Source organism: Actinomadura sp. 6K520 (assembly GCF_004349245.1).
In the GTDB taxonomy this organism is placed as follows: Bacteria; Actinomycetota; Actinomycetes; order Streptosporangiales; family Streptosporangiaceae; genus Spirillospora.
In genome coordinates this window covers 19,977-38,086 of record NZ_SMLC01000038.1, presented here as the reverse complement: position 1 = coordinate 38,086, position 18,110 = coordinate 19,977, and the positions used below count along the sequence as shown (strand labels likewise).

At 70.3% G+C, this 18,110-nt stretch carries 15 protein-coding genes and 1 pseudogene; 11 read left to right on the top strand and 5 right to left on the bottom strand.

All coding sequences use genetic code 11. The features are described 5' to 3' along the window. Positions 1-33: 33 nt before the first annotated feature. Positions 34-354: pseudogene (locus tag E1289_RS39565) on the bottom strand (hypothetical protein); the annotation flags it as partial. A 170-nt stretch (positions 355-524) separates the two neighbouring features. On the opposite strand from E1289_RS39565, the gene E1289_RS13185 reads away from it, so the two are divergent. The 5 genes from E1289_RS13185 to E1289_RS13165 all read left to right on the top strand — a co-directional run bounded on the left by E1289_RS13185 (position 525) and on the right by E1289_RS13165 (position 6,317). Continuing rightward, positions 525-1,331: a polysaccharide deacetylase family protein gene (locus tag E1289_RS13185; protein ID WP_243712796.1), complete on the top strand. Its 807-nt coding sequence runs from the start codon at positions 525-527 to the stop codon at positions 1,329-1,331. Positions 1,332-1,366: 35 nt separating this feature from the next. Then, entirely contained in the window at positions 1,367-1,894 is a 528-nt protein-coding gene (locus E1289_RS13180; RefSeq protein ID WP_131979714.1) for a DUF1707 and DUF4870 domain-containing protein, read from the top strand. A 467-nt stretch (positions 1,895-2,361) separates the two neighbouring features. Then, positions 2,362-3,729, top strand: a complete 1,368-nt coding sequence (locus E1289_RS13175; protein WP_131979712.1) for an FAD-binding oxidoreductase — start codon at positions 2,362-2,364, stop codon at positions 3,727-3,729. An 85-nt stretch (positions 3,730-3,814) separates the two neighbouring features. Further along, the gene (locus E1289_RS13170) at positions 3,815-5,080 is read left to right on the top strand and encodes a class I SAM-dependent methyltransferase (protein WP_131979709.1); all 1,266 of its coding nucleotides are present in this window, start codon (positions 3,815-3,817) and stop codon (positions 5,078-5,080) included. A gap of 229 nt (positions 5,081-5,309) precedes the next feature. Next, positions 5,310-6,317 carry an ATP-dependent DNA ligase gene (locus E1289_RS13165; protein WP_243712795.1) on the top strand — a complete coding sequence of 336 codons (1,008 nt, stop codon included), beginning with the start codon at positions 5,310-5,312 and terminating at the stop codon, positions 6,315-6,317. 22 nt (positions 6,318-6,339) lie between these two features. On the opposite strand, the gene E1289_RS13160 is transcribed toward E1289_RS13165, so the two are convergent. Beyond that, on the bottom strand, positions 6,340-7,230 hold the full coding sequence (locus E1289_RS13160) for an alpha/beta hydrolase (protein WP_131979706.1): 891 nt from the start codon (positions 7,228-7,230) through the stop codon (positions 6,340-6,342). A gap of 181 nt (positions 7,231-7,411) precedes the next feature. On the opposite strand from E1289_RS13160, the gene E1289_RS13155 reads away from it, so the two are divergent. After that, on the top strand, positions 7,412-8,659 hold the full coding sequence (locus tag E1289_RS13155) for a cytochrome P450 (RefSeq protein WP_131979702.1): 1,248 nt from the start codon (positions 7,412-7,414) through the stop codon (positions 8,657-8,659). 56 nt (positions 8,660-8,715) lie between these two features. Here E1289_RS13155 and E1289_RS13150 read toward each other — a convergent pair whose 3' ends face one another. After that, positions 8,716-9,456 carry an SDR family oxidoreductase gene (locus tag E1289_RS13150; protein ID WP_131979699.1) on the bottom strand — a complete coding sequence of 247 codons (741 nt, stop codon included), beginning with the start codon at positions 9,454-9,456 and terminating at the stop codon, positions 8,716-8,718. A 114-nt stretch (positions 9,457-9,570) separates the two neighbouring features. Here E1289_RS13150 and E1289_RS13145 point away from each other — a divergent pair, with 114 nt between their 5' ends. Continuing rightward, the gene (locus E1289_RS13145) at positions 9,571-10,413 is read left to right on the top strand and encodes a helix-turn-helix transcriptional regulator (RefSeq protein ID WP_131979696.1); all 843 of its coding nucleotides are present in this window, start codon (positions 9,571-9,573) and stop codon (positions 10,411-10,413) included. Positions 10,414-10,486: 73 nt separating this feature from the next. Here the strand turns inward: E1289_RS13145 and E1289_RS13140 are convergent, their stop codons facing one another. Further along, positions 10,487-12,031, bottom strand: coding sequence for a long-chain fatty acid--CoA ligase (locus tag E1289_RS13140; protein WP_131979694.1), 1,545 nt, complete (start codon positions 12,029-12,031; stop codon positions 10,487-10,489). A gap of 257 nt (positions 12,032-12,288) precedes the next feature. Here E1289_RS13140 and E1289_RS13135 point away from each other — a divergent pair, with 257 nt between their 5' ends. Together E1289_RS13135 and leuS are read left to right on the top strand one after the other, a co-directional pair. Further along, the gene (locus tag E1289_RS13135; protein ID WP_131979690.1) at positions 12,289-12,903 is read left to right on the top strand and encodes a zinc-ribbon domain-containing protein; all 615 of its coding nucleotides are present in this window, start codon (positions 12,289-12,291) and stop codon (positions 12,901-12,903) included. A gap of 240 nt (positions 12,904-13,143) precedes the next feature. Further along, positions 13,144-15,606: a leucine--tRNA ligase gene (gene leuS, locus E1289_RS13130; protein ID WP_243712799.1), complete on the top strand. Its 2,463-nt coding sequence runs from the start codon at positions 13,144-13,146 to the stop codon at positions 15,604-15,606. A 283-nt stretch (positions 15,607-15,889) separates the two neighbouring features. Here the strand turns inward: leuS and lexA are convergent, their stop codons facing one another. Next, positions 15,890-16,588 carry a transcriptional repressor LexA gene (gene lexA, locus E1289_RS13125; RefSeq protein ID WP_131979684.1) on the bottom strand — a complete coding sequence of 233 codons (699 nt, stop codon included), beginning with the start codon at positions 16,586-16,588 and terminating at the stop codon, positions 15,890-15,892. A gap of 174 nt (positions 16,589-16,762) precedes the next feature. Between lexA and E1289_RS13120 the strand changes: the two genes are divergently transcribed. Continuing rightward, positions 16,763-17,095 carry a LysM domain-containing protein gene (locus E1289_RS13120; protein WP_165970455.1) on the top strand — a complete coding sequence of 111 codons (333 nt, stop codon included), beginning with the start codon at positions 16,763-16,765 and terminating at the stop codon, positions 17,093-17,095. Between the two features lie 451 nt (positions 17,096-17,546). Then, on the top strand, positions 17,547-18,020 hold the full coding sequence (nrdR, locus tag E1289_RS13115; RefSeq protein WP_131979678.1) for a transcriptional regulator NrdR: 474 nt from the start codon (positions 17,547-17,549) through the stop codon (positions 18,018-18,020). Positions 18,021-18,110: the final 90 nt, after the last annotated feature.

The following is an 18,110-nucleotide window of genomic DNA, read 5'->3' as shown; positions in this document are numbered from 1 at the left end:
TGGTGGCCCGCCGGGGTCTATTCGGCGGTCCGGGTTGCGGGCGTTCCAGGCGCGCATGCGGGCCGGGTAGCCGACGATCTGGACGTCGTAGATGGGGAGTTTCAGGTCGCGGGCGACCTTGCCGATGACCTTGGGGGAGCCCACGCGGCGGCGGGTCCACTCGCCGTCGTGGGCCACGGCGACGGCCGTGGTGTCGGTGGCGAACGTCTCCGGCTCGACGAAGAACTCCACGCCGCGGCGGCTGCGGGCGAAGGCGATCAGCGCCTCGATGTCGGAGTCGGTGGCCTCGCGGTCGAGCCTCGTGACCGAGGACCCGCGGTTCTTGCGGAGCCCGAATCGATCCCGGAACCTCATGCCTGTCCCGTCGTCTGGTGCGGCCCCCGGACCTCTTCCGGGGTCGGTGCGGTCTACGACGATAACGGCTCGGCGGGACCCGCGGTTCCCGACACAGCGGCGGCATCCCCGTCCGGCGGGGCGCCGCGCCCTAGACTGTCGGCCCTCGGGGGATCAGCAGCGGGGGGCGTGTGTTGATAGGCGTGGTCCGGCGGGCGGCCGCCGCCGTGCTCGTGGCGGCGGTATGCGGATGGCTGAGCACACTGGCCCCGGACGACGGACCGGTGCGGCTCACCGCGGCGAAGGACAAGGCCCCCGAGCGTAGGAGCGAGGTGCCGAAGCCCAAGCCGAAGCCTCCGCCGCCCGACTGCACGCGGGTGAAGTGCCTGGCGCTCACGTTCGACGACGGCCCGGCGGAGAGCACCGGCGAACTGCTCGACATCCTCGCCTCCCGCAACGTCAAGGCGACGTTCTTCCTGGTGGGCGAGAACGTCGCCGAGCATCCCGACCTCGTGCGGCGCGAGCACGCGGCCGGGCACGAGATCGCCGACCACAGCTACACGCACGCCGACCTGGGCAGGGCGTCCAAGAAGACGATCGTCTCGGAGCTGACCCGGACGCAGGACGCGATTCGGAACGCGTCCGGGGTCACGTCCAAACTGCTGCGGCCGCCCTACGGGTCGACGTCCGAACGCCTGGCCCGCATCACTCGGCGCATGGGCATGGCGCAGGTGCTGTGGACGGTCGACCCGTTCGACTGGCGGCACCGCGAGAGCGACGACATCGAGCGCCGGGTCCTCAAGCAGGCGAAACCCGGCAGCATCGTGCTGCTGCACGACATCCACCCGACGACCGTGCGGGCCGTTCCGGAGATCATCGACAAGCTGGCCGCCAAGGGCTACGTGTTCGTGACCGTCACCGAGCTGTTCGGCGGGAAGCTGACCCCCGGAAAGGAATACCGGGAACTCGAATCAGGGGACGGTCAGGGTCTTCCCTGATGCCCCACGGCACCACGTCGCGGAGCATGAAAGGTATGAACAGTAGCTACGCGGTGGGGGATCTGAGGGTCTCGGACGCCGAACGCGAATCGGTCATCGAGCGCCTGCAGGACGCGTACGCGGAAGGCCGGATCGACCACGAGGAATTCGACCTGCGCACGCACCTGGCGATGACGGCGAAGACCCGCAACGACCTCGGCGGGCTCACCCACGATCTGCTCCCCGCACCGCAGCCGGGACGCAAGGCCGTCGCCTGGGACGGGGAGTCCCCCACCGGCGAGGACCGCATGCTCGCCTCGGCCGCGCACGCCGTAGCCGTACCGACCCTGTTCGTTGGGCCACTGGTGCTGATGCTGCTGAGCGGCAAGCGGTCCGAGTACGTCCGGCGCCAGGCGGCCGAGGCCGTGAACTTCCAGTTGACGCTCCTCCTGCTCACCATCGTCACCTTCGGCATCGGCGGAATCGTCTACGCCGTGGCGTGGGTCCTGTCGGCCGTGGCGGCCGTCTACGCCCTGTCCGGCAACACGTTCCGCTACCCGTGGATCCTCCGCCTGGTGAAGTGACCACGCCCGACCGTCGCCTGCCCGACCCCTTGAGGTGGCGCGGTCATTACCGTGAGCACGAGCGTGGCGTGGGGGCGGTCGGCTGCAGTGGCCGGATACGTGTTGACCGGCCACATCTTCCGCTGGGCGTGATGTTCCGCGGGTGAAGTCATTGCGCGCGAACCTTCGTTGGCTCGCCCGCCTGGCCCGTGTACGTGGCGCGGCCGGTGTCGTGAGCGCGAGCGCGGCGTGGGGCGCGGGTGGTGTCGTGACTGTGGTCCGGCGCGGGGGCGTGTTTGTAGGTGTGGGGGGCGGGGGAGATGTTGACGTGGTCGCCCAGTTGCGGTTCCGTCGCCTCCAGGAGATGAAAAGACGCCGATGTACGTGCCCGAGGAGTTATTCCGCTCTCTGCCTGTGACTCCCCTAACGTCCAAATCATGTGGACCCTGCATGGGATGATCGATTAACTGTGTCTCCGGGAGGGGCAGATGACGGAACTTGTGGTCAGGGGCGATCACCAGCGGGCGGTGGAGGAGCTCAAGAGGTCCTACGAGGCGATCCCGGCGGGCACGCCGGTGCGGCTGGCGAAGCGGACCTCGAACCTGTTCCGGTGGCGCGACCCCTCGGACGCGCCCGGGCTGGACGTGTCCGGGTTCGACAAGGTGCTGAGCGTCGACGCCGAGGAGCGGACCGCGCAGGTCCAGGGCATGACGACGTACGAGGACCTCGTCGACGCGACGCTCCCGCACGGGCTGATGCCGACGGTCGTCCCGCAGCTGAAGACGATCACGCTCGGCGGCGCCGTGACGGGCCTCGGCATCGAGTCGAGCTCCTTCCGGGACGGGCTGCCGCACGAGGCGGTCCTGGAGATGGAGGTCCTGACCGGCGACGGGCGGGTCGTCACCGCGACCCGGGACAACGAGCACGCCGACCTGTTCTACGGGTTCCCCAACTCCTACGGCACGCTCGGCTACTCGCTGCGGCTGAAGATCGAGCTGAGGCGGGTCGACCCGTACGTCCGGCTGCGGCATCTGCGGTTCGGCGACGCGGCCGAGCTGTCCAGGGTGATGGCGGAGATCACCGAGTCAGGGCGGTTCGAGGGCGAGGCCGTCGACTTCATGGACGGCACGGTCTTCGGCGCGGACGAGCAGTACATCACGCTGGGCTACTTCACCGACTCGGCACCGTACACGTCCGACTACACCGGCCAGGGGATCTACTACCGGTCGATCCAGGAGCGGTCGGTCGACTTCCTGACGATCCGCGACTACATCTGGCGCTGGGACACCGACTGGTTCTGGTGCTCCGGCGCCTTCGGCGTCCAGAACCCGGCCGTCCGGCGGCTGTGGCCCGACAGGTACAAGCGGTCGGACGTGTACCGGAAGCTCGTCGCCTACGACCGGCGGTACCACTTCGTCGCGCGGGCCGACCGGTGGCGTGGGCTGCGGCCCCGCGAGGACGTCATCCAGGACATCGAGGTGCCCGCCGAGCGGCTCCCCGAATTCCTGGAGTTCTTCCACGACAAGGTCGGGATGAGCCCGATCTGGCTGTGCCCGCTGCGCGCGAAGGAGCGGTGGCCCCTGTACCCGCTGGAGGTGGGCCGCCCGTACGTGAACGTCGGCTTCTGGGGGACGGTCCGGCTTCCACCCGGGCAGATCCCCGAGTACCACAACCGGCTCATCGAACGTAAGGTCGCGGCCCTTGACGGGCACAAGTCCCTCTATTCGACTGCCTTTTACGGCAGGGAAGAGTTCTGGCGCTACTACGACGGGGAGACCTACCGGCGGCTCAAGGGGAGCTACGACCCCGGCGAGCGCCTGCTTGACCTGTACGACAAGTGCGTGCGCGGACGCTGACCAGGCGTCCGCAGGTTCGGGGGAGTGCCCGGACGGCCGCCGGTCATCCCGGACCCGGCCGGGCGGAGAGACAGGAGGGATCACCATGACGCTGGCGAGGGTCTTCGAGCGGCTCGCCGGGGCTGAGGCGCCAGTGGAGTTCACGGCGTACGACGGTTCCCGGGCAGGTGTGCCCGGCGCCGACATCCGGTTCGACATCCGCTCGCCGTACGCGGTGTCGTATCTGCTGCACTCGCCGGGCGCCCTGGGCCTGGCACGCGCCTACGTCACCGGCATGATCGACGTCAGCGGCGAAATGATCACGGCGCTGCGCACGATGCAGCAGGTGTTCAACGAGGTGACGCCGCGCGACAAGGCGCGGATCCTCGGCGGCGTGCTCGGCGATCCGCTGCTCCGCGCCGCGGTCTCCCGCCGGCTCGACCCGCCGCCGCAAGAGGCGCCGTTCAGCCGCATCCCCTCGTGGCTGCGGCACTCCAAGCGCCGGGACGCGAAGGCGATCTCGCACCACTACGACGTGTCCAACACGTTCTACGAGTGGGTGCTCGGCCCCTCCATGGCCTACACGTGCGCGTGTTACCCCACGGAGGACGCCACGCTGGAGGAAGCGCAGTTCTTCAAGCACGACCTGGTCGCCAAGAAGATCGCCCTGAAGCCGGGCATGCGCCTGCTGGACGTGGGCTGCGGCTGGGGCGGCATGGTGATGCACGCCGCGAAGGAGTACGGCGTCCGGGCGCTCGGCGTCACGCTGTCCAAGCAGCAGGCCGAGTGGGCGCAGAAGGCCATCGCGGACCGCGGCCTGTCGGACCTCGCGGAGGTCCGGCACATGGACTACCGGGACGTCACCGAGTCAGGCTTCGACGCGATCAGCTCCATCGGCCTCACCGAGCACATCGGCAAGGCCAACCTGCCCGCCTACTTCTCGTTCCTGCACGGGAAGCTGAAGAAGGGCGGGCGCCTGCTGAACCACACCATCACCCGCCCCGACAACATCGCGCCGTCCCGCAAGGAGAACGGCTTCATCAACCGCTACGTGTTCCCGGACGGTGAGCTGGAGGGCCCCGGCTACGTCCAGTGCCAGATGAACGACGCGGGCTTCGAGATCCGCCACCAGGAGAACCTGCGCGAGCACTACGCCCGCACGCTCACCGCCTGGTGCGAGAACCTCGACGAGCACTGGGACGAGGCCGTCGCCGAGGTCGGCGAGGGCACCGCCCGGGTGTGGCGCGTCTACATGGCCGGCTGCGTGCTCGGCTTCGACCAGAACTGGATCCAGCTGCACCAGACGCTCGGCGTCAAGCTGCACGACGACGGCACGAGCAACATGCCGCTCCGTCCCGACTGGAATTCGTGACGCCCACGACCATCCGCTGAACCAGGACGAGCCGACCGGACACTCCGGCCGGCTCGTCGCCTTTCCGGCCGGCCGCCGTCCGGCACGTCCGGCCCGGCACCGTGACCCGGCGGCTCCCGAGCCGCCCCGGACGGTGCAACCGCTGGTCAACATTCGTCCGGCGGCCTATCGGCGCAGGCCGGGCGGGGTAGGCGGTCATCAGGACCGCCGAGTTCGGGGGGCGCGAGCCATGCACATCCGGTCCCCGCTGAAGCCGATGCTGGCCGCGACGATCGACCAGATCCCGCCGCCGCAGTCATGCCCGGGCGGCTGCCGCTACGAGCCCAAGTTCGACGGGTTCCGCGCGCTCGCCCGCGTGGCCGAGGACGGCGCCGTCCACCTGTCGTCCCGCCGCCGCACCCGCTTCAACGAGGCGTTCCCCGAGATCGTCGCGGCCGTCGCGGAGCAGCTCGCGCCGGGCACGGTCGTCGACGGTGAGATCGTCCGCTGGGCCGCCGACGGGAGCCTCGACTTCGGCGCGCTGCAGCGCCGCCACGTCGCCGGACGCCGCCGGGCCGAGCTCGCGCGGACCGAACCCTGCCACTACGTCGTGTTCGACGTCCTCGAATCCGATGGCGTGGACCTGCGTCCGCGCCCGCTGCGGGAGCGCCGCACCGTCCTGGAGGCGTTGCTCGGCGCCGCCCCGCCGCACGCGCGCGTCGTCGTCACCCCGCAGACGGCCGACGCCGAGGAGGCGGCGCTCTGGTTCGACGCCTTCGCCGCCCGGGGCGTCGAGGGCCTCGTGGTCAAGGACGCCGACGGCCCCTACCTGGAGGGCCGGCGCGGCTGGCGGAAGGTGAAGCGCCGCATCACCGTGGAGGCGATCATCGGCGGGGTGACCGGCACCCGGCAGGCTCCCGAGACGCTGATCCTCGGCCGCTACGACACCGGCGGGCGGCTCCGGGTCGTCGCGCGGACGACGCCGCTCCCGCCCGCCGCCCGCACGTCGCTGGCCGACCTTCTGCGGCACGCCGGGCCCGGCCATCCGTGGCCGGCGGAACTGCCCGCCGGGTTCGCGGGCGGCCCGTACGGGGCGCATCCGCCGATCCGGTACCTGCGGACGGAGCCGGAGATCGTCGTGGAGATGAGCGCGGACGCCGCCGTCGAGCAGGGCCGCTGGCGGCACGCGGTTCGCTTCGTCCGGGTCCGGAGGGATCTGGAGCCGTCCGACGTGCCGCTCTTCGGTGACCCCACCTGACGGGCGCGACCCCGTCCGGAGGCTACGCCAGCCAGTCGAGGATGCGGGTGTTCACGTCTTCGGGGCGGTCCAACTGGAGGAAGTGACCAGCGCCCGGGACGAGATGGGCCTGCGAGCCCGGCGGCAGAGCGGCCTCGACGGCGCCGAGGTCCCCGCCGGGGGCGACCACGTCCGCGCCCAGGCAGCCGTCGTCGGCCCCGTGCAGGTACAGGACGGGCAGTTCGCCGACCCTGGTCGTCGCCTCCTGCTCGGCCGCGAAACGCTCGACGAGCCGGGACGGGTCGAGCATGGCGCGGTAGTACCCGATCGCCGCCGCGACGTTGTCCGGGGCGGCCAGGCAGTCCATGACATGGTCCACGTCCGGTGACCGGTCGCGGTCGTCGCCGGGGGACCAGTCGCGCCAGAGCCCCTCGACGAACGCGCGGTCCAGTGCGGCCTCGGCCAGCGGCGTCTGGAACACGAAGATGTAGAACGAGCGCTTGAGCTGCTCGTAGTCGAAGAACGCGGTGGTCATCACGGAGATGGGCGGGACGGACATGGTGACGACCCTGCGCCAGCGGTCCGGGGCGGCGTTCGCGGCGCCGTAGGTGGCGAAGGCGCCCCAGTCGTGCCCGACGATGACGGCGTCGGACCCGCCGCCGAGGGCGTCGTGCAGGGCGATGGCGTCGGCCGCGAGCGCACCGCTCTGGTAGGTGCCGTCCTCGGGGACGGACGTGGGCGCGTACCCCCGCATGAACGGGGCGACGGCGCGGTACCCGGCGGCGGCGAGCCCGGGCATGAGGTGCCGCCAGGTGTGCGGCGAGTCCGGGAAGCCGTGCAGGAGCAGCGCCAGGGGGCCGTCCGCGGGGCCCGCCGCCAGGTATCCGAAGTCCAGCCCGTTCGCGCTGACCGATCCGGTCGTGAAGTCGCTCATGTCCGCCTCCTCGGTTCGCGGCGCACGCTACCCCGCGGTCCGGCCGCGGAGTCGGCCGGGGGGTGGTCCGGGGCGGCTAGTGTGACTGTCGTCACCGTGTCGAAAAGTGGGCACTTGTGGCTTTACTTTGAGAGGGTGCCTGTAAACCGAACGAGGTTCGGATCGACGAGGTGGTGGGTACGTGCTCAAGGTCGAGGACATCAACCTGACGGACTGGGAATTCTGGCGGCAGCCGCACGAGTACCGGCATGAGGCGTTCAAGGCCCTGCGCTGGCATCCCGCGCTCGTGCGCTTCGAGGAACCCGACATCGTCATCATGCCGCAGGGGCCCGGCTACTACGCGCTGACCCGGCACGCCGACATCATCGAGGCGTCCCGCCGCCCGCAGGACTTCTGCTCCGGCAAGGGCGCCATCAGCATCCCGGACATGCCCGGCGACATGCACGAGTTCTTCGGCTCGATGATCAGCATGGACGACCCGCGGCACGCCAAGATCAGGCGGATCGTGTCCCGGGCGTTCTCCCCGCGCATGATCCAGCGGTTCGAGGACAAGGTCGAGGCCGTCGCCGGGGAGATCGTCGAGCGCATCGCCACCGGCGGCGGCTCGGGCGACTTCGTCGCCGACGTCGCCGCCCGGCTGCCTCTGAAGATCATCTGCGACATGATGGGGATCGCCGAGGAGCAGTACCAGACGGTCCTGGACGCCACGAACGTCATCCTCGCCGGCAACGACGCGGAGTTCATCCCGTCCAACGACGCCGAGCAGATGGCGATGGCGCTGCTCGGGGCCGGGGAGACGCTCAAGAACCTGGTCGAGGACCTCGGCAGGCAGCGCCGCGCCGACCCCACCGACGACCTGACCTCCGCGCTGGTCAACGCCAACATCGACGGCGAGTCCCTGACCGACCAGGAGCTCGGCTCCTTCTTCATCCTCCTGGTCGTCGCCGGGAACGAGACCACCCGCAACGCGATCGCGCACGGCCTGGACCTGCTCACCCGCAACCCCGACCAGCGGGCGCTGCTCACCGCGGACTTCGACGCCCGCATGCCCGGGGCCGTCGAGGAGATCGTCCGGTACGTGTCGCCGGTGATCTGGATGCGGCGCACCGCGACCCGCGACACCACGCTGAACGACCACCAGATCAAGGAGGGCGACAAGCTCGTCCTGTACTACTGGTCGGCCAACCGCGACGAGACGGTCTTCACCGACCCGGAGAAGTTCGACATCCTGCGCGACCCCAACCCGCACGTCGGGTTCGGCGGGCCGGGGCCGCACTTCTGCCTCGGCGCGCACCTGGCCAGGCGCGAGATCACCGTGATGTTCCGCGAGCTGCTCCGCCGGACGCCCGAGATCCGCGCGTCCGGCGAACCCGCCCGCCTGGAGTCCAACTTCATCAACGGGATCAAGCACCTGCCCTACACGATCTGACCTGCCCTACACGATCTGACCGGCCCTCCGCGAGCTGACCGGCCACCCGGCCGCGATCACCAGGACAGGGGCCGGCCCGGCTGCTCTCCGCCGCCCTGGAACGCGCCGGTCGGGCCGTCGTCGTCCAGGGTCGCCAGGAGGAAGACCTCCGTGGCGCCCTGGACGGGCGTCCGGGACCCGGCGTGCCCGTTCATGTCGGTGGCGCAGTAACCCGGGTCGGCTGCGTTCACCTTTATCGGGGTGTCGGCCAGATCCTTCGCATAGGCGACCGTGAGCGCGTTCACCGCCGTCTTGGACGACGGGTAGGCCAGCGTGTTCATCGGGAAGAACTCACCGGACGGGTCGCTCATCGCGGCGAGCGAGCCCAGCCCGCTCGACACGTTGACGATCCGTCCGGCCGGGGAGCGGCGCACGAGCGGCAGCATTGCGTTGGTCACGGCGACGACGCCGAACACGTTCGTCTCGTACACCTCGCGCATCGTCTCGACGGAGGTGGCGCTCGGGGCGGCCCATCCGGCGGCAGGCGCGATTCCGGCATTGTTGACCAGGACGTCCAGGCGCCCGTGCTCGCTCTCGATCCGCTTGGCCGCGGCCTCGATCGTGGCGGGATCGGTGACGTCGAGATGGACGAACCGGGCGTCGATCCCCTCCCCGCCCAGCGCCGCGGCGGCCTCCTCCCCGAGGCCGGCCGAACGCGCCCCGATGAGGACGGTCATGCCTTCACGGCCCAGCAGCCGCGCCGTCTCGAATCCGATTCCCTTGTTGGCTCCTGTGATCAGGGCGATCTGTGCAGTCATGTCAGGAAGGCTGCTCGGTCACGGCGGCCTTGAGGAGAGACCGCCGGAAGCTGGGACCGGCGGTACCACCCTTGGGAATGCCGCGGGGCGGTCCGCTCGGCCATCCTGGGACACATGGACAGGGAGGCAATGGCCGAGTTCCTGCGTTCGCGCCGCGCACGCGTCCAACCCGCGGACGTGGGCCTGGAGGCGGGTGTCCGGCGCCGCACGCCTGGACTGCGGAGGGAAGAGGTCGCGCGCCTGGCCGGGATGTCGGTGGACTACTACATCCGGCTGGAACAAGGACGCGGGCCACGTCCGTCCAGGCAGATCCTGGGCGCGATGGCGCGCGCGCTGAGGCTCACCGACGACGAGCGTGCCCACCTCTTCAACCTCGCGGGGGAGCCCCCGGCGCCACCTCCGGGACCGCCGCAGGAGGTGCCCGCGGGCATCCTGCACCTGCTGCAACGCCTGGACGACACTCCCGCGTACGTGCTGGACGCCAAGTACGACGTCCTCGCATGGAACGCCATGGCGGCCGCGCTCATCACCGACTTCTCCGCGCTGGAGCCGCGCGACCGCAACCCGATGCGCTCCCTGTTCCTGCGCCCCGGCTCGCAGCACATGACGGACGAGGACGAGAACCAGCAGTTCGCGCGGCTGAGCGTCGCCGACCTGCGCGCCGCCCTCGGCCGCTACCCGGACGATCCCGGCGTGAACGGCCTGATCGCCGAGCTGACGGAGGGCAGCGAGCTGTTCCGCCGGCTCTGGGCACGCCACCAGGTCGCGGTGCGCCGGAGCGGCACCAAGAAGCTCACGCACCCGGTCGTCGGGGAGATCGAGGTCCACTGCGACGTCCTCGTCGTGCCCGAACGCGACCAGAAGGTCGTCCTCTACACGGCCGCGCCCGGCAGCCGGTCCCACGAGGCACTGAAACTGCTGCGCGTCGTCGGGACGCAGGACCTCACCCCGCGCTGAACCTCCGCTCCGCACGTGCCGGGGCCCGGGACCCCGGCACGTGCCGGGAACCCGGGCCCGCGGGCACGGCGGCTCAGCGCAGCTCGCGCTTGAGGATCTTGCCGGTGGCGGTCATCGGCAGCTCGTCGCGGAACTCGACGATCCGCGGGTACTTGTAGTTCGCGAACTGCTCCTTGCCCCACGCGACCAGCTCGTCCTCGGTGAGGGTGGAGCCCGGCGTCCGGATCACGTACGCCTTGATCTCCTCACCGTGCGACGGGTGCTCGACGCCCACGACCGCGGCCAGCGACACGTCCGGGTGGGTCATCAGGACCTCTTCGAGCTCCCGCGGGTAGACGTTGTACCCGCCCCGGATGATCATGTCCTTGGAGCGGTCGATGATGTAGTAGTAGCCCTCCTCGTCGCGGCGGGCCACGTCACCGGTGCGGAACCAGCCGTCCCGGATCGACTCCGCGGTCGCCTCGGGCCGGTCGTAGTAGCCCTTCATGATGTTGTGCCCGCGGATGGCGATCTCGCCGGGCCCCTCGCCCTCGACGTCCTTCCACTCGTCGTCGATGAGCTTCATCTCCACGCCCCAGACGGGCAGGCCGATCGAACCGGGCTTGGCCGGGCGGTCCGGGCGGTTGAACGAGGCCACCGGCGACGTCTCCGACAGGCCGTAGCCCTCCAGGACGTCCACGTCGAACTTCTTCTTGACCCCCTTCAGGACCTCCATCGGCAGCGCCGAACCGCCCGAGACCGCGACCCGCAGGTTCTCCCGGATCGTCGCGATGTCCTCGTCGGAGGTGTCGTCGGTCAGCAGCCCCCAGTACATCGTCGGGACGCCCGCGAAGATGTTCACCTTCTCCTTGACCATCAGCTCGATGGCCTGCTTCGCCTCGAACCGGGGCTGCAGGACGAGCGTCGCCCGCCGGTAGAAGCCGACGTTCATCACGCACGTCTGCCCGAAGATGTGGAACAGCGGCAGCGTCACCAGCGACGTGTCGTGCAGCGTCCGCTCGAAGAGCGTGTCGCTCACCATGGCGTTCGACAGCAGGTTGCCGTGCGACAGCTCGGCGCCCTTCGGCTGCCCCGTCGTCCCGCTGGTGTAGATGATGACGGCGGTGTCGTTCGGGTCGGTCAGCGCCGCGTCGAACGTGCTCGGCTGCCCGGCCAGCGCGGCCCAGAACAGCTCGGCCCCCTCGATCGGCGACTCGGTCGCCGCCGGGTTCGCCGGCAGCAGGAAGAAGTGCTCGCAGCCCTCGGCCTTCTCGAACCCGGCGTGGCCCATCTCGCCGAGCGGGAGCTCCGGCGTCCCCTCGAAGCAGAACAGCGCCTTGGCGTCGGAGTCGGCGAGGTGGTAGGTGATCTCCCGCGGCTTGAGCAGCACGTTCAGCGGGACGACCACCGCGCCCGCCTTGAGCGCCCCGAAGTAGACCATCGGGAAGTAGGGCAGGTTCGGGCTGGACAGCGCCACCTTGTCGCCCGGTCCGATGCCGCGCGACCGCAGCAGGTTCGCGACCTGGTTGGCGACCGAGTCGATGAACGAGTAGGAGAGCCGGAGATCGCCGAACACGACCGCCTCGCGGTCGGGCGTCTCCCTGGCGGCGTCCTCCAGCAGCACGGACAGGTTGAGCATCGTGTGGCACTCCTCGCGGGAAAGGTGACCGGCCGGTTAGTTACCGCCGAGTGTATGGGTCATTTCGCCCATCCTCCTGCATGGAGTTCCGTTCGCGCCATCCTTCAAGTCCCGTTGACGTGCGGTTTCCGTGCCGCCGACCGCGGACCGTCCGTGGAGACGCCTTCGGGGCCGGGAAGCCGTTCCGGGACGGATCGCACCCCATGCCGTGCACCGCCCCGTTACGATGTGCCGCTCCACCCAGAAAGGTGACGATCTTGATCATATTCGGCTGGCGCGTGGTCTTCTTCACCCTGACCAGAGGGGTCTTCCACTGCCCCAACTGCGGCGGCGACCGGGAGTACAAGCGCCGCCAGGGCCGCAACTTCTTCACCCTGTTCTTCATCCCGGTCATTCCGCTCACCAAGACCGGCGGCGAGTTCGTCGAATGCGGCACCTGCAAGGGACGCTGGGAGCCCGGCGTCCTCGACGCGCCGACCACCGCCCAGCTCGCGCAGATGCCCGCGATGCTCCTGCGCATGGCCATCGCCCAGGTGCTGCGCGCCGGCGACTACACCGACCCGTCCTCGCGCTCCCGCGCCGTGGCCGTCGTCCAGCAGGCGGGCGTGGCCGGCTACGACGACGCCGCCCTGAACGGCGACCTCGCCCGCCCCTTCGACGAGGTCCGTGTCGAGATGGCCCGCACCGCCGGCGCACTCGCCCCCGAGGCGCGCGAGAGCATCCTGCGCGCCGCCGCCGAGATCGCCCTCACCGACGGGCGGCTCAGCGTCTCGGAAGAGGAGACCCTGTCCGCCGTCGGCGCCGACCTCCAGCTCACCCGCGTCCAGGTCACCGGCGTCGTCTCCATGGCCCGGCAGGCGTCCGGCCACTGACCCGCCGCGGGAGGGCTTGCGATTGCGCTACTCTTGATGTATGTCAGCCAGGCTGCTCCTTGTACGACCACGTTGACGAACTACTGACGTCAGCGTGGTGGCCCCTCCTGTGCGAGGGGCCATTTCATGTCGGCGCCAGCCTGGTCCCTGCCGGCGAGCGAGCAGAATTCGGAGTACGGAAGCGTGAGCAGCGACGTTACTTCCCGCGCGGCCGCGGGCGGTACAGGGGGTCCGTCCCCCCTGAACGACGGGTACGACCCGCGGGCGGTCCAGGACAAGTGGCAGGCCCGCTGGGCGGAGCTCGAACCGTTCACGGCCGACGAGAAGGACGCGGACCGCGAGCGCCGCTACGCGCTGGACATGTTCCCCTACCCGAGCGGTGACCTCCACATGGGCCACGCGGAGGCGTTCGCCATCGGCGACGTCCCCGCGCGGTACTGGCTGCAGCGCGGCTTCAACGTCCTGCACCCCATCGGCTGGGACTCCTTCGGCCTGCCCGCCGAGAACGCCGCCATCAAGCGCGACTCGCACCCCGCCGAATGGACGTACGCCAACATCGAGACCCAGGCGGCCTCGTTCCAGCGCTACGCCCCGTCCTTCGACTGGACGCGGCGCCTGCACACCTCCGACCCCGAGTACTACCGGTGGACGCAGTGGCTGTTCCTGCGCTTCTACGAGCGGGGCCTGGCCTACCGCAAGGGCGGCCACGTCAACTGGTGCCCCAAGGACCAGACCGTCCTGGCCAACGAGCAGGTCGTCGGCGGGCACTGCGAACGCTGCGGAGCCCTGGTCGAGAAGCGCGTCCTGACCCAGTGGTACTTCAAGATCACCGACTACGCCGACCGGCTGCTGGACGACATGGAGCAGCTGGAGGGCAGGTGGCCCGAGCGCGTCCTGCTGATGCAGCGCAACTGGATCGGCCGCTCCACCGGCGCCGACGTCGACTTCGTCATCGAGGGCCGCGACGAGCCCGTCACCGTCTACACCACGCGCCCCGACACCCTGTACGGCGCGACGTTCATGGTCGTCGCCGCGGACGCCGCGCTGGCCGAGGAGATCTGCTCGCCCGACCACCGCGCCGCGTTCGAGGCGTACCGCGAGGAGGTCTCCCGCGAGAGCGAGATCGAGCGGCTGTCCACCGAGCGTGAGAAGACCGGCGTCTTCCTGGGCCGCTACGCGGTCAACCCGGTCAACGGCGAGCGGCTGCCGATCTGGGCGTCCGACTACGTCCTGGCCGAGTACGGGCACGGCGCGATCATGGCGGTGCCCGCCCACGACCAGCGCGACCTGGACTTCGCGCTGAAGTTCGGCCTGCCCGTCCGCGTCGTCGTCGAGACCGGGCAGCCCGACCCGGCCGAGACCGGCGTCGCCACCCCCGGCGACGGCGCGATCGTCAACTCCGGCCCGATCGACGGCCTGGTCAAGGGCGACGCCATCGCCCGCATCACCGAGATTCTGGAGGAGCGCGGCACCGGCCGCGCGTCGGTGAACTTCCGGCTGCGCGACTGGCTGGTGTCCCGGCAGCGGTTCTGGGGCTGCCCGATCCCGATCGTGCACTGCGCGGCCTGCGGTGAGGTCCCCGTCCCGGACGACCAGCTGCCCGTGCGGCTGCCCGAGGGCCTGCGCGGCGCCGACCTGGCACCCAAGGGCACCTCGCCGCTGGCCGCCGCGTCCGAATGGGTCAACGTCGCCTGCCCCAAGTGCGGCGGCGCCGCCACCCGCGACACCGACACCATGGACACGTTCGTCGACTCGTCCTGGTACTTCTTCCGGTACTGCTCGCCCGGCTACGAGGACGGCCCGTTCGACGTCGAGCAGGTCCGCCGGTGGATGCCGGTCGACCAGTACACCGGCGGAGTCGAGCACGCCATCCTGCACCTGCTGTACAGCCGGTTCTTCACCAAGGTCCTGCACGACATGGGCATGGTCGACTTCACCGAGCCGTTCCGCCGGCTGCTGAACCAGGGCCAGGTGATCAACCAGGGCAAGGCGATGTCGAAGTCCCTGGGCAACGGCGTCGACCTGGGCGAGCAGATCGGCCAGTACGGCGTGGACGTCGTCCGGCTGGCGATCCTGTTCTCCGGCCCGCCCGAGGACGACATCGACTGGGCGGACGTGTCGCCGCACGGCATGTCCAAGTTCCTGTCCCGCGTGCACCGCATCGCGACCGAGGTGTCCTCCGCGCCCGGCGTGGACGTCACGACCGGCGACACGGCGCTGCGCCGCGTCACCGCGCACACCGTCGACGAGGTCACCTCCCAGGTCGAGAACCAGCGGTTCAACGTCGCGATCGCCCGGATCATGGAGCTGGTCACCGCGACCCGCAAGGCCATCGACTCGGGCCCCGGCGCCGCCGACCCCGCCGTCCGCGAGGCGGCCGAGGCCATCGCGGCGATGCTGTCGCTGTTCGCCCCCTACACGGCAGACGAGGCCTGGGAGCTGCTGGGCCGCGAGGCGCCGGTGATCCGCGCGGGCTGGCCGTCCGCCGACCCCGCCCTGCTGGTGGAGGAGTCGGTCACGTGCGTGGTCCAGGTGGCGGGCAAGGTCCGCGACCGCCTGGAGGTCCCGCCCACGATCACCGCGGACGACCTGGAGCGCCTGGCGCTGGACTCCGCCAGGGTCCAGGACAGCCTCTCCGGCGCCGAGATCGCCAAGGTCATCGTCCGCGCACCCAAGATCGTCAACATCGTGCCGAAACGCTGACCCTTGCCGAGCGGCCGCCCCACGGCGGCCGCTCGGCCCGGCAGGCGCTCGCGCCTTCCGCCCCCCGTGTCGCCGCAAGCCGCGGATCGGGGCCGGCTGGGCTGTGCCGGTCACGCGCAGGGCCCGGGGCCGCCTGCGTCAGCGCAGGTCTCTTCGCGGATCCATGACCCAGTGGCTGGTCTGGAGGAGCCGTCCCGCGCGGGTCGCCTCGGCCCGGCCGCGCCGGGCGCCCGGCGCGGGTGTTCGCCGGCGCGGGCGGCGGATCAGGTCGGGGCGCCGGTGGTCACATCTTGCGGAGGACCGCTACGACGCGGCCCAGGACCGAGGCTTCGTCGCCGGGGATCGGCTCGTAGGCGGAGTTCTGCGGCATCAGCCAGATGTGCCCGTCGCGCCGCTTGAACGTCTTCACGGTGGCCTCGCCGTCGATCATGGCGGCGACGATATCGCCCTGCTCGGCCACCGGCTGCTGGCGCACCACCACCCAGTCCCCGTCGGCGATCGCGACATCGATCATCGAGTCGCCGCTGACCTTCAGCAGGAAGTGCGTGCCCTCGCCGACGAGCTGCTTGGGCAGGGTGAAGACGTCCTCCACGGCCTCCTCGGCCAGGATCGGCCCGCCGGCGGCGATCCGTCCCACCAGCGGGACGTAGGCGGGCGCGGGCCGCGCCGTGGCCGGCTGCGCACCCGGCGCCTCGAAGGTGTCCTCGTCCGTGCGCACGGGCGTGGTGCCCGGCACCCGCACCTCCACGGCGCGCGGCCGGTTCGGGTCGCGACGCAGGAAGCCCTTGCGCTGCAGCGTCCGGAGCTGGTGCGACACGCTGGAGGTGCTGGTCAGCCCCACGGCCTCGCCGATCTCGCGCATCGAGGGCGGGTAGCCCCGGCGCTGGACCGAGTCGCGGATCACCTCCAGCACCATGCGCTGCCGCTGGGTCAGGCCGGTCTCGTCCATGGGCCCGTCGGGCAGCTCCCGGACCTTGCTCATCGCTAGTCGCCTCCCGGGCGCCTCGAACCGTCACTCGTTGTCATGGAACGCTATCGCGTCCAGACCCGATGATCAAACAATTGTTCGAAGATGCCCTCGCTTTTTGTCGATGTCCCCTGTAGAACATCGTACAGACGTTCGATCGAAAATGCATTCGACGTCGAGGAGGGAGAGATGTCGGGTTCACCGCACAGTGACCGGACCCCGATCCGCCTGACCCGCCGCGGCCGCGCGGTATTGATCATCTTCATCGCCGGCGTCACCCTCGTCTCGCTGTGGCTCACCGTCGGCTCCGGTGCCCTGGCCGGCGGACGGGAAGGCCACCCGCCGTCCACCCGCGCAGAGAGCGTCGTCGTCGAGCCCGGCGAGACCCTCTGGGACATCGCCGCCGACGCCGACCCGGGCAATGACCCCCGCCTCGTCGTCCAGCGCATCCTCGACCTGAACGGGATGGGCGGCGACCCGACCGTCCGGCCGGGCCAGGAACTCCGCCTCCCCGCCCGCTGAACCCCCGGCGCGACTTCCGCCCCCGGCTTGGGTCGCGGTCCGCTGCTGACAAGTGGTCGCCTGCCGGGCCACGAGACGAGCCACCCGCCCCCTTGGCGCAACCGGCGCGCGGACTGATCCACGTGGAGCCGGGAGCAAGCCGCTATCCACTCTCAGCGCCGCCCGGCAGCGGGTCCGCGACGGTCCAGACGGCGCTGACCAGGGCATCCGTCACGGTCGGGGGGTGTGGTGCGGACGGGGTGTGACGACACGCCCGGGTCGCGAAACGAGACGCCTTACGTGACCTGGGGGGACGGGGTGATGTGACCCGTGAGGCAGCCGATCAGGTTGCGTACGCCTGCGGCGGGCCGTACGGTTGCACCACAACATCTAGTAGTCACATCGCTGTACTTCACCTATATATGGCGATGTTCAGTGGTGTGAAGCGTTTTAGTCAGGGGAGGGATCGGACGTGCACTGCCCGTTCTGTCGCAACCCTGACACCAAAGTGATCGACAGCCGCTCCACCGACGACGGGGCCGCCATTAGGCGCCGCCGGTCGTGTGCCGAATGCGGCAAGCGATTCACGACGCAGGAGAATGTGCTCGTGATGGTGGCCAAGCGCAGCGGGGTCACCGAGCCGTTCTCCCGGGAAAAGATCATCGCCGGTGTGCGCAGGGCCTGCCAGGGCCGTCCGGTCGACGAGGATGCGCTCGCGAAGCTGGGGCAGCGGGTCGAAGAGGAGATCAGGTCCTCCGGCTCCGCGGAAATCCCCTCGCACGAGATCGGCCTCGCCATCCTGGGGCCGCTCGGCGAACTCGATGAGGTCGCCTATCTGCGATTCGCCTCGGTCTACCGGAGCTTCGAGTCGCTGGACGACTTCGCCAAGGAGATCGAAACACTGCGGAAGGCCGGTTCCTCGGGGGAGCCCGGCCCGTCCCGGTAGGGGACGGGCCCCGGAAACACAAGCAGCACATGTAAAGCGCCTCCGCGCGGGCATGCCCGACGCGGCGGCGGGGTTGTTCCTGAACAGGGC